We start from the raw sequence: 14,313 nt of genomic DNA, 5'->3' as shown, positions 1-14,313 counted from the left end.
GCTGGAGGCAGAACGTCCCCCTCGGCGAGCGCGGCATTTCGGTAGCGAGGATCATTCGTGACTTCGAGTCCGACCCAAGACGGAAGATCGACATGCTGAGCGGCCTCGATCAGTTCGACCTCGGCGATCACAAGCCCTGCATGGCGGCCTGAGAACACATCCACGTCCCACGTCAACCCGCCATGCTCGACCCTGTATCGCGTCTTTTCGAGGGGTGGGCCGATGCACAGCGTCAGCAGCATCTCCTCGGCTTCCGCGACGGGGATTTCGTATTCGAACTCCGGGCGGGCCAGACCATGAGTCTCCCCCTTGATGGTGAGGAACGCCTCAGCGGCGGCACAGCGGATGCGGACGCTGGTTGTCCCCTTCGGCGTAAGATAGCCCTGGCGCAGGGGCTGCCCCGGGCCAGCTTTCTCCCGCCAATCGTCGGCGATGACGAGGAATTTGCGTTCAATCTCTGTGCCCATGTCCGGTTCGCTGTTGGGTCTCGTCTCACCAGCGATAACCTGATTGGCGTTCTCGGCATAACCCATAGGGGGAGCTCACCGCTTCACTCCGGACCCCGGATCGGCATCCCGGATTGGGTTTCGGCCGGCAGGCGTCGAAGGCCCTTTTCCGGTGCCGCCGCAATACTGGCCGTGCCTCCGCAGCAACAGCGAACGCTTTGCTCCGTCATCGTCCTCCCGGAGACAGAATTTTTCGCCGAGCAGCAGCGTTCTCGCATGCGCAGCTCCAGGAGAATGACGTTCGCCGTTTCGTTGTATTTCAGAAAGAACATTCTGTTTGACTAAAAGAACGATTCTTCGCCAGTATTTCGACGGCCGGTCGCGACATTCATCCCTGGCCGGGCACGAGCTGAGTGAGGAACAACCATGTCGAGCGATGCGCTTTCCGCAGGGACACAAGGGCTGAGGCGCCGCACGATCCTGGCCATGTCGCTCCTGCTTTCGGTCGCCGCCCCCGGTCTTGCGGCGGCCCAGGGGCAGCCCGCACCACTTGCGAAGGCTCCGGTCGGCACGAGGCTGGTCGTCGCCGATCAGAATGAGGCGCTGCAGAGCCTGATGCGGGCGTCGGGCGCCCATGACAGGCTGTCGAGCCAGGTGACCTATGCCAATTTTCTCGGCGGCCCGGCCATTCTCGAAGCCTTCCGGGCGGGGGCTCTCGATCTCGCGACCGTCGGCAACACGCCGCCCATCCAGGCCCATGCGGCTGGCGAGCAGATTCCGATCGTGGCGGCGCGCACCTCGTCCGAAACCGACTACGCGCTGGCCGTACGCCCCGGGCTGAAGATCGCCTCGCTGGAGGAACTGCGCGGCAAGAGCATCGCCTATGGCGAGGGGACGGGCCGTCAGCCCTTCGTTCTCAACGCGCTGAAGCTCGCGGGGCTGACGAAGAAGGATGTGCGGCTCGTGCCCTTGCGGGCCGCCGATTTCCCGGATGCGGTGCGAACGGGGCAGGTCGATGTAGCGGCGCTGAACGAGCCGCATTTCTCGCGCTATCTCGCCGATTTCGCCGATCGCGGCGCGAGCGCCCTGCCGAAGGACCAGAACGACCGCCTGCCGAAGAGCCTGACCTATCTCTATGCGAGCAAGCGGGCCCTGGACGATCCGGCCAAGCTCGCAGCCATTCGCGAGTTCGTGGCGGCCTGGATCGATGCCAACCGCTGGTCGCATGCGAATGCCGAGGGCTGGGTCGAGGCCTATTACGTCAAGCGCCAGAACCTCAAGCCGGCGGATGGGCGCAGGATCGTCGAAGCCGAGGGGCGCTTCGAATTTCCCCTGCTCGCCAGCCTGATCCCGAAGCAGCAGGCCTTGATCGACGTCATCCACGAGGCTGGCGACCTGCCGAAACGGCTCGATGCACGCGAGGAATTCGATCTGCGCTTCGACGACATCATCGCCGCCAAATCCAATTGAGGCTGTCCATGTCCGATCAAAGCCACGCGCTGATTGCCACGGCCTATTCGGTGCCCTTCGCCGCGATTGCGGGCGTTCCGGCGCAGGCAAACCCGACGCCCCCCGCGCAGGGCAAGCTCCCGAAACTGGCGCCGGGCCGCCTGCCTGCGGGCGCCATCCTGTTCGGGCCGGTCGCGCTGGTCGTTCTCTGGGAGCTCGCCTCGCTGACGGGGTGGCTCTCGCCGAAATTCCTCGCGGCGCCGTCGATCGCCCTGTTCACCGGCTTCGAGCTGCTGCAATCGGGCACGCTTGCCGACCATTTCCTGGCATCGGCGGGGCGCGCCTATCTGGGGCTCGGCATCGGCGTCGCGGTCGGCCTGCTGCTGGCGCTCGCATCCGGTCTCAGCCGGATCGGCGAGGCCTCGATCGACGGCCTCGTCCAGATCAAGCGGGCGATCCCGACGCTCGCGCTGATCCCGCTCGCGATCCTCTGGCTCGGGATCGGCGAGGCCATGAAGGTGGCCCTGATCGCCTCCAGCGTCTTCGTGCCGATCTATATCAACACCCATGCGGCGCTGCGGGGCATCGATATCCGCCATGTCGAGCTCGCCCGCAGCGTCGGGCTGACGCGCAGCGCCTTCCTGCGCGAGGTGGCGCTGCCCGGCGCGTTGCCGGGCTTCTTCACCGGCCTGCGACTTGCCGTGACCACCTGCTGGACGGCGCTCGTCGTGCTCGAACAGATCAATACCAGCCAGGGCATCGGCTACTTGATGAACCGCGCCCGCGACTATGGCCAGACCGATATCATCGTGGTCGGCCTCGCGATCTATGCGGTGCTCGGCCTCGGCTCCGATTTCGCCGTCCGGCTCTGGGAGCGCAAGGCGTTGTCCTATCGCAAGGCGCTGGCGTCATGAACGCCTCGGCTCATCCGCTCCGCCTGCCGCAGCCGGACGCCCTCGCGGTCAGCCTGCGCGACGTCACGCGCCGCTTCTCCGGCCGCAGTGTGCTCGGGCCCGCCTCGCTGGATTTCGCCGCGGGCGAGTTCGTCGCGCTCATCGGCAAGAGCGGTTCGGGCAAGAGCACGTTGCTGCGCGCCATCGCCGGGCTCGACGATGGTGTCGAGGGCGAGGGCACGCTCACGGTGCCGGCCGACCGCTCCGTCCTCTTCCAGGATTCGCGGCTGCTGCCCTGGAAGAGCGTGCTGCAGAATGTCGTCTTCGGCCTGCATGCGGCCGACAGCGACGCTCGCGGGCGGCAGGCGCTGGCCGATGTCGGCCTCTCCGGGCGGGAGGAGGCGTGGCCGAACGCGCTTTCCGGCGGCGAACAGCAACGGGTGGCGCTCGCCCGCTCCCTGGTGCGCCAGCCGCGCCTGCTTCTGGCGGACGAGCCCTTCGGCGCACTCGACGCGCTGACGCGGATCCGGATGCACGATCTCCTCTTCCGCCTGATCCGGCAGCATCGCCCGACCGTCCTGCTCGTCACCCATGACGTCGACGAAGCGATCAAGCTCGCCGATCGCGTGCTCGTCATCGACGAAGGACGCATCACCCTCGACCAGCCGGTTTCCTTGGCCCACCCGCGCGCCAGGCACCCGGGCTTTGCTGTGCTGCGTGGCGAACTCCTCGCCGCCCTCGGCGTCACCGATCCCATCTGACCGACACCCGAGAGAGCGAACCCATGACCCGTGAACTTCACCTCAATCTCTTCATCAACGGTCGCGGCCATCACGAGGCGGCCTGGCGTCACGACGGTTCGACGCAGCGGGCGCTGACCGACGTCGCCTACTACCGCGACCTGGCGCTGGCGGCTGAGGCGGCAAAGCTCGATTCCGTCTTCTTCGCCGACCATGTCGCGCTGGGCGACGAGCTTGAACATGCGGCGCGCGGGGAACTCGAACCGCTGACCCTGCTCGGCGCACTCTCGGCGCTGACCGAGCGCATCGGGTTGATCGCGACGGCCTCGACGACCTATAGCGAGCCTTACAATCTCGCCCGGCAGCTCGCCTCGCTCGACCATCTCAGCGGCGGCCGCATCGGCTGGAACATCGTGACCTCCTGGGCGCCGGCGGCCGCGGGGAACTTTGGCCAGGAGCGGCAGGCCGGGATCGACCAGCGCTATGAGCGGGCTCACGAGTTCGTCGAGGTTGCCTCGAAACTCTGGGACAGCTGGGCGGCGGACGCGATCCTCGACGACCGCGAGACCGGGCATTTCGCCAGGCCCGACCGGATCCGCCGCGCCGACCATCGCGGCACGCATTTCGGGGTTGCCGGCGCGCTGAACATCCCGCGCTCGCCGCAGGGGAGGCCCGTCTTCGTCCAGGCGGGCGCCTCGACCGATGGCCGTGCTTTCGCGGCCCGCTATGCCGAGGCGATCTTCACCGCGCATCTCACCAAGGAGAGCGCGATTGCCTTCTATTCCGACATCAAGACGCAAGCCCGCGTGCTCGGCCGCCGGGGCGACCAGATCGTCATCCTGCCCGGGATCAGCGCTGCGATCGGCTCGACTGAAGTCGAGGCGAAGCGGGTATGGGAGGAGTTGAACGAGCTGTCCCACCCGACAGTTGGCCTGTCGCGCCTGTCGAACCGCTTCGGCGGCCATGATTTCTCGCATCTGCAGCTCGACCAGGTCCTGTCGGTCGACGATTTTCCCGATCCCTCGCAGGTGCAGGCCTCGCGCAGCCGGGCGCAGGCGATCACCGCCCTGGTCGGGCGCGAGCGGCCGACGCTGCGCGGGTTGCTGCACAGCCTTGCCGGAGCGCGCGGGCATTTCACCGCGACCGGCACGCCCGAGCAGATCGCCGATGTGATCGAGGACTGGTTCGTCTCGGGCGCGGCCGACGGCTTCAACGTCATGCCGCCGATCCTGCCGCGCCAGTTCGCTCTCTTCACCAGCGAGGTCGTGCCATTGCTGCAGAAGCGCGGACTGTTCCGGACCGAGTATGGCGAGGGCACCTTACGCCAGCGCCTGGGGCTCGATCCGGTGCCGAGCCAATTCGACCAGCAGGCGCCGCTGCAAAGATCCGCCTGATCGCCGCAGCGCGCGCCGAGACCGCGCTACGGGAGCTGTCTCGGGCGGGTGGTCCTGGGGAGGTGCTACGATCAACCCGATACAACGGCGCGGGTGAGGGGGCTTGTCACGTCGCAAGGGACCGCCCGGCCCCGGTCATGCCTCAGAGCAGCGTGATCTTGCCGCTCGCCAGCTCGTAATGTGCCCCGACGACCTTGATCTTCCTGCTAGCAACGAACTCCGCGAGGATCGGTTTGGCGGTCTCGAGACGGCGTTTGCCGCGGCGGATGTTTTCCGCGATCGCCGCGGCAAGGAGGTCGTCCGGCTTGCCGGCCTTGGCGGCCGCGACCGCCGGCCTGAGCTCGCGCACCATTTCCTGGAGATGGCCCGGCAGGGTCGCCTTGTCCCGCACGACCTTGATCGTGGCGTCGATGGCGCCACAGCCCGAATGGCCAAGGACCATGACGAGCGGCGTGTTGAGGTATTTCACGGCATATTCGAGGCTGGCCAGGCCATCGTCATTGACGAAATTGCCGGCGAGACGAACCACGAAGAGGTCGCCGGGGCCCTGGTCGAAGGCGAGTTCCGGCGAGACCCGCGAATCCGCGCAGCTCAGGATCGCAGCCACCGGATACTGGGCGCTGGCGCGGGCAGCCCGGCCGGCCGAGTAATCCTGATTGGTCGGGGTGTTCGCGGCATAGCGGGCATTGCCCTCCATCAGCCGCTTCAGCACTTCGTCGGGCGAGATCGCATTCTGCGGGGGCGCGGCCTGGGCGAAGGCTTGCCGGGGCAGGGCGGCGGCGCCGGCAAGGGCCACCATGCCGGAAAACAGGCCACGGCGGGACAGGCCGGGCGCGGGCGAGCAGCAGAGATCACACATGACGGAAGTCTCCTCCAGAACGGCCTGCATGGCGCGCAGCCCCGGCCGCTGAGCGCGGCGATTCACGATCCTTGCCGCCAGGCTCGCAGACGCAGCCTGCGCCCTATTACTGCTACAGGATGGGGATACTGCGAAGTGGGGATTTTGCAGGGCTTCCTCATGGGTAGCCCGCCTGAACCCGGCCCATTGCGGCATTCCATCCGTCCTGAGTCCGGGCTGGCGGCCCGCTGAAGGCCTCAGTGGTCCGCGAGGGGGCAGTCGCTCCACTTCTGGCCGATCGGCGAGCATCCGGTGTCCGGCGTGGTCGCGCTGCGCGGCTCCCGCATATCTGGCTTGTGCCGGAAGCGGACCTTAAGCGCCACCTTCGCCGATTGCCTTAAGCCGGGCTTAATTCTGTAGCTCTTACCACCAGCGTTGAATCCAAAGCATCGTCACGCTTTAGATTTAATAAAAGAAGGCTGGATCCGGTCAATCTATTGACCGGTCTCTTGTCAGATGAATCTGAGGGTAAGTCATGAATAGTCAAGATATCCAGGGGATGGTGAACAATCTGAAGGAAGGTCGCCTCTCGCGGCGTTCCTTTATTCAGCGAATGGCGGCAGTGGGTATTACTGCGCCGATCGCGAGCCAGATCCTCGCCTGGAACGGCGTCGCAATGGCGAACGCAACGATCGAATACAAGCCGACGAAGGCTGGCGGCGGCGGGCCGCTGAAGATCCTGCTCTGGCAGGCACCGACCCTGCTGAATCCGCATTTCGCCTCCGGCACCAAGGACCAGGTCGCCTCGCGCGTCTTCTACGAGCCGCTCGCCGGCTGGGACAAGGAGGGCAATCTCTTCCCGCAGCTCGCGGCCGAAGCTCCCACCAAGGCCAATGGCGGCCTCTCCGAGGACGGCAAAAGCGTCACCTGGAAGCTGAAGCAGGGCGTGACCTGGCATGACGGCAAGCCGTTCACGGCCGATGACGTCGTCTTCACCTGGGAATATGCCGCCGATCCGGCGACTGCCGCCTACACCACCGGCGCCTACAAGGACATCAAGGTCGAGAAGATCGACTCCCACACCGTCAAGGTGATCTTCAAGGAAGCGACGCCGTTCTGGGCCGATGCTTTCGTCGGCGTCGCCGGCATGATCATCCCGAAGCACCATTTCGGCGAGTACAAGGGCGCCAAGTCGCGTGAGGCTCCGGCCAACCTGAAGCCGGTCGGCACCGGCCCCTACAAGTTCGTCGACTTCAAGCCGGGCGACGTGCTCACCGGCACGCGCAACGAGAATTACCACGTCCAGAACAAGCCGCATTTCGACACGCTCGAGGTCAAGGGCGGCGGTGACGCGATCTCGGCGGCGCGCGCCGTGCTGCAGACCGGCGAATACGACTATGCCTGGGATACGCTGGTCGAGGACGAAGTTCTCAAGCGCATGGAGACGGGTGGTCGCGGCAGGATCAGTGCAGCGCAGGCCGGCGACGTGGAATTCATCACCCTGAACACCACCGACCCGTGGACCGAGGTCGATGGCGAGCGTTCGAGCGTCAAGACCAAGCATCCGACGCTCAGCGATCCGGCCGTGCGCCAGGCGATCAACCTGCTGATCGACCGCGATTCGATCCAGAAGTTCATCTATGGCCGCGGCGGCATCGCGACGGCGAGCTTCGTGAACCAGCCGAAGCAGTTCAAGTCGGAGAAGCTGAAATACGAATTCAGCCTCGAGAAGGCGAACAAGATCCTCGACGACGCCGGCTGGAAGAAGGGTGCCGACGGCATCCGCGAAAAGGATGGCAAGAAGCTCAAGTTCGTCTTCCAGACCTCGATCAACGCGCCGCGTCAGAAGGTCCAGGCCATCATCAAGCAGGCCTGCCAGCGCGCCGGCATCGATCTCGAGCYGAAGTCGGTGACTGCGTCCGTGTTCTTCTCCTCGGACGTCGCCAACCCCGACACCTACACCAAGCTCTATGTCGACATGGAGATGTACACCACGACGCAGCCGCAGCCGGATCCGGAGCGTTTCCTCAACCAGTTCGTGTCCTGGGAAATCGCCAACAAGGAGAACAAGTGGCTCGGCCGCAACGTCTCGCGCTACTCCGACCCGGCGGCTGACGAGGCCTACAAGGCCGCGCAGAAGGAACTCGACCCGGCCAAGCGCGCTGCGCTGCTGATCAAGGTCAACGAGATCTTCTGCGAGGCCAACGTGATCCTGCCGGTCCTGTCGCGGACCAAGGTCGTCGCTGCGGCGCTGACCCTCGCGCATGATCACAGCGGCTGGGACGTGGACACCTGGAACCTCGCTTCCTGGTATCGCAACTAAGCACGAAGCAGCCCCTCACCGGGACATCTCGGTGAGGGGCCGCAACCGATATCCGCGGCGCCGGCATCCGCACGGCGTCGCGACCCCGCTGCGGCAGGGCCCGGCGAATTCATCGACCAGGCTTTCGATGAAATCTGGCCGGCCTCCGACTTGCACGCGAATAGATCTGGCACGCGAACAGATTTGGCCTGTTCTGAACGCCCATGTCCGGCTGCGGGCACATTGGGCCCGTTCCGCGAGCGACTGCTGCCATTCCTTGTCATCGCACAGTCGTTTCGGTGACAGCGAACGGGGGACGCGGATGGCGAAGATCGATTTCAAGAAAGCCCTCAGACCACTTTATGACCCGCCCACCGGGGACTTCGCTTTGGTCGACGTGCCGCAGATGCCGTTTGTGAAGGTGAACGCTGAAGGCGATCCCAACACCGCACCGGCTTACCGTTCGGCGATCGAATGGCTCTACGGGGTCAGCTATGCCGTGAAGTTCGCCGCAAAGGCTGCGCTCGGCAGGGACTATGTGGTGCCGCCGCTGGAAGGGTTGTGGTGGACCGACGATCCCCGGAGCTTCATCACCCGCCAAAAGAACCTGTGGCGCTGGACGATGATGATTATGGTTCCTGAATTCGTCACCCATGACATGTTCGAGAAGGCGGTGGCCAAAACGGAGGGAAAGCTTGGGCAGCGCCCGCAAAGCCTGCGCCACGAATTCTATGCTGAAGGGCTCTCGCTCCAGACCCTGCATGTCGGCAGCTATGATGAGGAGGGGCCGATCCTGGCCCGGCTCCATGATGAGGTGATGCCGCGCAAGGGGGTGACCTTCAACGGCCCCCACCACGAAATCTATCTGAGCGATCCGCGCAAGACTGAAGCGGCCAGGCTCAAAACGGTCCTTCGCCAGCCGGTGATATCCTTGGCATAGGGGGCAGGGCGGAAATCGGCTCCTGCCCATGCGCCAATGTCTGCTGTCCACGAGCACGAAGGCTATCCGCGGGGCGAAGAGCCGAGATTGCGTCATGAACCGATTTGGCGGATTGCTGGGATATGAGAACCCGGATCAAAGTTTGCGGGATCGCGTCAGCCGATGAAGCCCGCCTCGCGGTAGCGGCTGGCGTCGACGCTCTTGGCTTCAATTGTGTGGGGCCTTCCAGTCCTCGCCATGTCGCGGACCCGACAGTCGCCGCGATCACGACACTCACGCCGCCTCCCGTCGCGACATTCCTGCTGACCGTCGAGCGGACAGCCGAGGCGATCGCGGCCCATGTGCGCCGGACGCGTCCGAGTACGGTCCAGATTCTCTGGAACATCGATCCGGCGGAGTCCGCCCGCCTGGCCGAGATCGAGCCTGATCTGCGCCGCGTTCAGGTCGTCCATGTCGAGAGCCGCGCAGCGCTGGAGATGATCCAGGCCTACAGCCCGTATGTTCACGCCTTCCTGCTCGATTCAGGGAGTCCGAACGCAGCGACGCCGGAACTGGGCGGCACCGGGCGCCCGCATGACTGGGCGATCAGCGCCGAATTCGTCGATGCCAGCCCTCTGCCGGTGTTCCTCGCGGGCGGGCTTACCCCGGCAAATGTCGGCGCTGCCATCCGACAGGTCAGGCCGTTCGGCGTGGATCTGTCTTCGGGCGTCCGGACAGCAGGCCAGCTCGACCCGGTCAAGTTGGCGGATTTTGCCTTGGCCGTGCGGAAGGCGGATGACGCTCTGAACCCGGCCTAGAGGCGGGCGCGCGGGGCGCGCTTGGCCAACCCGGGCATCCTGCCCCCGCGCAAAAGGCCCATCTCGTTTCCCGGCGCCTGGCACGGCCGCGCGACCCACGGCGCCGGAACCGGCCTGCGCTCGCCTTCAGAACCTGATGTCGATGCGTCCCTTGAGGGCGTGATCGCGGGTTCGCTCGCCGATGGCAGCGGAGTAGGTGATCCCGACCGTGGTCGAGGCGGTGGCGCGCCAGTCGAGCCCGGCTTCGGCGACCAGCGCATTGCGATCGATGGCCGTCGCGTAGACCGAGGCCGGGGTCGTGCCGGCAAGGAAGGCCGTGGCTGCTCGCGGCGTCAGCTCGCCAAAGCCATGGCGCCAGCCGAGCAGGCCGCGGGCGAAGAGCGGCATCGTGCCGATCTGCGCCTCGGCGCGCAGGCCCAAGGTCGTGAAGCCGAGATTCTGGTCGCCGGAGAAGACGCGCAGTGCGGCCGCGCCGCCCTGCTCGAGGCCGGAGCCGGATGAGACCCGGAGCAGGACGAGCTGGGCGAAGGGCTCGAGGGCAAACTGCTCGAAACGGAAGGCATAGCCCAGCTCAGCGAAGGCCTGGGCCACCTGGCTGTCGCGATCCGAGCGCAGCCTGTCACCAAAGCCGCGGAGCTGCACCTGGCGGGTCAGGCTGGTTTCGCCGAACGAATATCCCAGGCCGCCATCGAGCCGCCATGCGCCGAGGCGGGCGCCGGCATAGAGTGCGGCATGGCCGCTCTCCAACCGGCCGGAGGACAGCCTGGCGTCGACATCGAAATTCGAGCGGGTGTAGCCGCCGGCAACGCCGACCCGAAGCGAGCCCGCCGCCGTCTCGTAGAGCTTGAGGTCGGCGCCGAGGATGGCGCCGCCGGTGCGCTGGGAGAGGCTCGCCGCATTGCCGTCGCCATTGGTGTTCGCTTGTGCTCCGACCGCTTCGCCCCAGATGGTGAAGCGCTCCTCGAAGCGCGGCGCTGGCAGCATGATTGCGCCCTTCGCGTTCGGCAGATCGGCCGTGAACTCCGCCGCGACGCTCTGGCCTGGCGCCACCAGCAGCGGCCCGCGCAGGCGCCCGAGGATCGCCTCGCGGAGCAGCCGGCTTTCGGCGATCGCGACCGCGACGCCCTGGGCATGGGCCTCGCCCGAGAGCTGGTCGAAACCGGCGCGCGCCTCATCGGCTGTCGCCGAGATCAAGCTGTCATAGATCCGATTGCCGGCACCCAGCCGTTCCGCCGCGACCGCGATCCCGCTCTGGTTGCGCGTCAAGGCGATGAAGGCTCCGCCGCCGCCCGGCCCGAACGACGTGCCGTTGCGGCTCATCGTCAGCGTGACGTTCTGCGCGTCATAAGCCAGCGAGGGCGTCAGGAAGGCGAGGTTCGAGCTGACGCCGGTGAACCGCCCGCTGACGCCGCCGCCCGCCGTCAGGATGGTATAGTTCGTCGAGGCCGCGTAATTGCCGTTCTCTGCCAGGACCTGGACGGCGCCGCCCGACAGTGTCGCAATGCCCGACGCATTGATCCGGTCGCTCTGTCCGGCCGCATTGATTTCGACCTGATAGGTCGAGCCGACGGCGAAGGCGACATTGCCGGCAATGGTCAGCGTGCCGATCGAGTTGCCGGGCGCGACCGTGCCGCCGCTCATCACGGCAAGGCCGCCGATCGTGCCCGAGCCGCCGAGCGTGCCACCGCCATTCACGGTCGTCGCACTCGCGGTCGAGCCGTTGACGACGAGCGTGCCGGCATTGACCGTGGTTGCGCCGGTAAAGGTGTTGGCGCCCGTGAGCACGAGCGTGCCGGCGCCCGCCTTGGTCAGGGATCTGCCGTCCCAGCCGGTTGCGGCATTGGGCGCCCGGTCGCTCAGCGCTGCGCCCATATCGAACCTGTCGGCAGCATTGGTCAGCGTGAACGTGCCATGCGCGCGAGAATTGCCCGCAGTCCAGCTCAAGCCATAGCTGGCGAGATAGTGCTTGCTGTCGTCCGACTTCCGGGTCGCCAGCGTCAGATAGTCCACCGTCCCATGGAAGCCGCCGACCGTGACCGTGCCGAAGTCGCCGCTGAGGCCCGAGCGCGTATCGATCAGGAGCTTGTCCAGGCCGTTCGCGTCGCTGATGCCGCTGAGGTTGAAGGCGACATTGCTGCCGAGCGTGACGCGTTCGGCCTGCAGCAAGGGACCGCCGGTGGAAGCGATGATCGACAATGCCGTGTCATTGGCAAAGCGGACATCCTGCGCGACCTTCACCGCCGCCAGGTTTTGGATCGCCAGGCTGCCACCGGTCACGTCGATCGTGCCGGCGAGAGTGTAGGTTCCAGCCGCTGCGCCGTCACCGAATTGCAGCCTGCCGCCCGATATCGTCGCGTTGCCGCCGAAGCCGAGGCCTGACGTATTGGCGACCACCAGCGTCCCGGCCTTGACCTGGGTCATGCCGCTGCGCGTCAGGGCCTTGTCTAGTGTCCAGGTGCCGCTGCCCTGCTTGACGAGTGCGCCGGTGCTGAGGCTGGTCGTGCCGCCGACGGCCGCCGAGTAAAGGTGAGTGCCCGCGCCATCCAGCGTCAGCGTGGAGGCTGCGTTGGTGCCGATACCCAGGTTGCCCGTGATGCTGGATCCGGTGAACAGCGTGACCGTGTTGGTGCCCGCGGCGCGCAGCGCCACATTGCCTTTCAGTGCGCCGGAATTGCTGAGCGCGGTGTTGCCGCCGATAGCCTGCACCGATGCCGTGCCCTCGATGGTGGCGCCAGCGCCGTTGGTCACCGTGCCTCCATTGATCAGACGGACCCCCGCCGAGGGGCCCTTGATGAGGCTGCCCGACCCGGTATTGGTGACCGTGCCCGCCCCGCCGCTGATGCCCACGCCCGCGGCAAGGGCATCTGTCCCGTCGGCGATGATCGAGCTTGCCGTGTTGGTCACCGTCCCGCCATCGGCAAAGCTCACCCCGTAGAGCTTGCCCGTGATCCTGCCGCCGCCCTCGTTGGTGACGGTGCCCTGGCCGACGACGATCTCCACGCCGTGACCCTGGTTGTCCGCGGTCACGCTGATGGTGCCGCCGGTGTTGGTCACCGTGCCGGCACCCCAGATGCGGACGCCGCCCAACCCGCCGGCAATGCTCGCGCCGGTCCCGTTGGTCACAGTGCCGTCTGTATTGATGAACACGCCGAGGCCATCAGTGCCGCTGGCGCGGATAACACTCGTGGCGCCGAGATTGCTCACGTCGCCACCTTTGTCGAGCAGCACGCCGTGGCTCACGGCTGTGATGGTGCCGCCTTGGTTGGTCACCGTGCCGCCATCACCGAGCTGCACGCCGACATAATCCCCCTCGATCCGCCCGGTGGCTGCGTTGACCACCGTGGCGACGCCCGCGGTGGACAGCACGCCGACCTGCCCTGCAGCCGTTCGCGAAATGGTGCCAGCGTTGTTCAGGGTGCCACCGTTGTTGACGATGACTTCGTTGCCGATGCTGATGCCCGCATTGATCTTCAGCGTGGCGCCGAGAGCGCCGCTGTTGTCCACCGTGACGGAGYCGCTGCCCAGGCCCGCATTATTGGCGACCGCCAGGGTTCCGGCTTTGACCTGCGTGGCGCCGCTGCGCGTCATCGCCTTGTCCAGCGTCCAGGTGCCGCTGCCCTGCTTGATAAGCGTGCCGGCGCTGAAGCTGGTCGTGCCGCCGACGGCCGCCGAATAGAGCTGCGTGCCGGTGCCATCCAGCGTCAGCGTGGAGGCGGCATTGGCGCCGAAGCTCAGATTGCCCGTGATRCTGGAGCCTGTGAACAGCGTGACATCGTGGATTTCATCGCYATTGGCGTTGGAGCGCAGGGCCACGTGCCCGATCAGCTTGCCCGCATTGCTGAGCGAGACGTTTCCGATGACCGAGCTCACCGCCAGGGCCCCCAGCGCGGCCTCGATCGTCGAGCCGGCACCATTGATGATCGTGCCGCCGGCAGTCACCGTCACGCCGCTGTCCCGGCCCGTGATGGTTCCGCCCAGCGTATTCGAGATCGTTCCTGTGTCGATTTGCACGCCGGAAACGTCGGTGCCAATGATCGTGCCTCCGGTGTTGGTCACTGTTCCGTTTCCGAAAACAAGCACGCCGGCTCGCTTGCCCCTGATCGTTCCGCCCTGCGTGTTCGTGACCGTCGCGTCTCCGCCGAACGACGCCCCATCGAGCGTCGCACCGGTGATCGTGCCGCCGGTATTGGTCAGCGTGCCGCCTCCGTGCACCAACACGCCTTGCGTTTGCCCGGATATCGTTGCGCCTTGCAGGTTATGCACCGTGGCGCCCCCTGCCATGGACAGCACGCCAACCTGCCCCGCAGCCAGGCGCGAAAGGGTGCCCGCATTGCTCAGCGTGCCACCGTTGTTGACGGTGATCTCGTTGCCGATGCTGACGCCGGCATTGATCTGCAGCGTGGCATTCTTGTTGGTCGAATTGTCGACGGTGACGGTATCGGCGCCGAGCTGAGCGTCGGAGCTCACGACCAAAATGCCATCCGTCACGAGGGTCGGCCGTTATTGCACCGTGA

The 14,313-nt window shown here is 66.2% G+C and carries 10 protein-coding genes; 7 read left to right on the top strand and 3 right to left on the bottom strand.

Annotation, left to right across the window (positions count from 1 at the left end; translation table 11 throughout):
• Positions 1–467, bottom strand: a 467-nt coding sequence (locus AC1D34_RS11270) for a CYTH domain-containing protein (RefSeq protein WP_476824254.1), incomplete at its 3' end; no start/stop codon positions are given.
• Between the two features lie 405 nt (positions 468–872).
• On the opposite strand from AC1D34_RS11270, the gene AC1D34_RS11265 reads away from it, so the two are divergent.
• From AC1D34_RS11265 to AC1D34_RS11250, 4 genes are read left to right on the top strand one after another with little or no spacing between them, the layout of a single operon-like run.
• A complete protein-coding gene (locus tag AC1D34_RS11265) occupies positions 873–1,916 on the top strand; it encodes a PhnD/SsuA/transferrin family substrate-binding protein (RefSeq protein ID WP_441504545.1) in 1,044 nt (347 codons plus the stop codon).
• An 8-nt stretch (positions 1,917–1,924) separates the two neighbouring features.
• Positions 1,925–2,809 (top strand): ABC transporter permease, encoded by an 885-nt coding sequence (locus AC1D34_RS11260; RefSeq protein WP_441504544.1) that lies wholly within the window; start codon positions 1,925–1,927, stop codon positions 2,807–2,809.
• Positions 2,806–3,549 carry an ABC transporter ATP-binding protein gene (locus AC1D34_RS11255; protein WP_441504543.1) on the top strand — a complete coding sequence of 248 codons (744 nt, stop codon included), beginning with the start codon at positions 2,806–2,808 and terminating at the stop codon, positions 3,547–3,549. Before AC1D34_RS11260 ends, AC1D34_RS11255 begins: the two co-directional genes overlap by 4 nt.
• A 23-nt stretch (positions 3,550–3,572) precedes the next feature.
• Positions 3,573–4,922 (top strand): LLM class flavin-dependent oxidoreductase, encoded by a 1,350-nt coding sequence (locus tag AC1D34_RS11250; protein WP_441504542.1) that lies wholly within the window; start codon positions 3,573–3,575, stop codon positions 4,920–4,922.
• A gap of 142 nt (positions 4,923–5,064) precedes the next feature.
• Here the strand turns inward: AC1D34_RS11250 and AC1D34_RS11245 are convergent, their stop codons facing one another.
• Positions 5,065–5,781, bottom strand: coding sequence for a carbonic anhydrase (locus tag AC1D34_RS11245; RefSeq protein WP_441504541.1), 717 nt, complete (start codon positions 5,779–5,781; stop codon positions 5,065–5,067).
• 514 nt (positions 5,782–6,295) lie between these two features.
• On the opposite strand from AC1D34_RS11245, the gene AC1D34_RS11240 reads away from it, so the two are divergent.
• The 3 genes from AC1D34_RS11240 (at position 6,296) to AC1D34_RS11230 (ending at position 9,799) form a co-directional block, all read left to right on the top strand.
• On the top strand, positions 6,296–8,083 hold the full coding sequence (locus AC1D34_RS11240; RefSeq protein WP_476824253.1) for a peptide ABC transporter substrate-binding protein: 1,788 nt from the start codon (positions 6,296–6,298) through the stop codon (positions 8,081–8,083).
• A gap of 301 nt (positions 8,084–8,384) precedes the next feature.
• Positions 8,385–9,002, top strand: a complete 618-nt coding sequence (locus AC1D34_RS11235; protein WP_441504540.1) for a GyrI-like domain-containing protein — start codon at positions 8,385–8,387, stop codon at positions 9,000–9,002.
• Between the two features lie 122 nt (positions 9,003–9,124).
• On the top strand, positions 9,125–9,799 hold the full coding sequence (locus AC1D34_RS11230; RefSeq protein ID WP_441504539.1) for a phosphoribosylanthranilate isomerase: 675 nt from the start codon (positions 9,125–9,127) through the stop codon (positions 9,797–9,799).
• A gap of 126 nt (positions 9,800–9,925) precedes the next feature.
• Here AC1D34_RS11230 and AC1D34_RS11225 read toward each other — a convergent pair whose 3' ends face one another.
• The gene (locus AC1D34_RS11225; RefSeq protein ID WP_476824252.1) at positions 9,926–14,266 is read right to left on the bottom strand and encodes an autotransporter domain-containing protein; all 4,341 of its coding nucleotides are present in this window, start codon (positions 14,264–14,266) and stop codon (positions 9,926–9,928) included.
• Between the last annotated feature and the right edge of the window lie 47 nt (positions 14,267–14,313).

The sequence above is a fragment of the Allobosea sp. P1_A7 genome (assembly GCF_056406775.1).
This window is presented reverse-complemented; position numbering and strand designations above follow the sequence as displayed.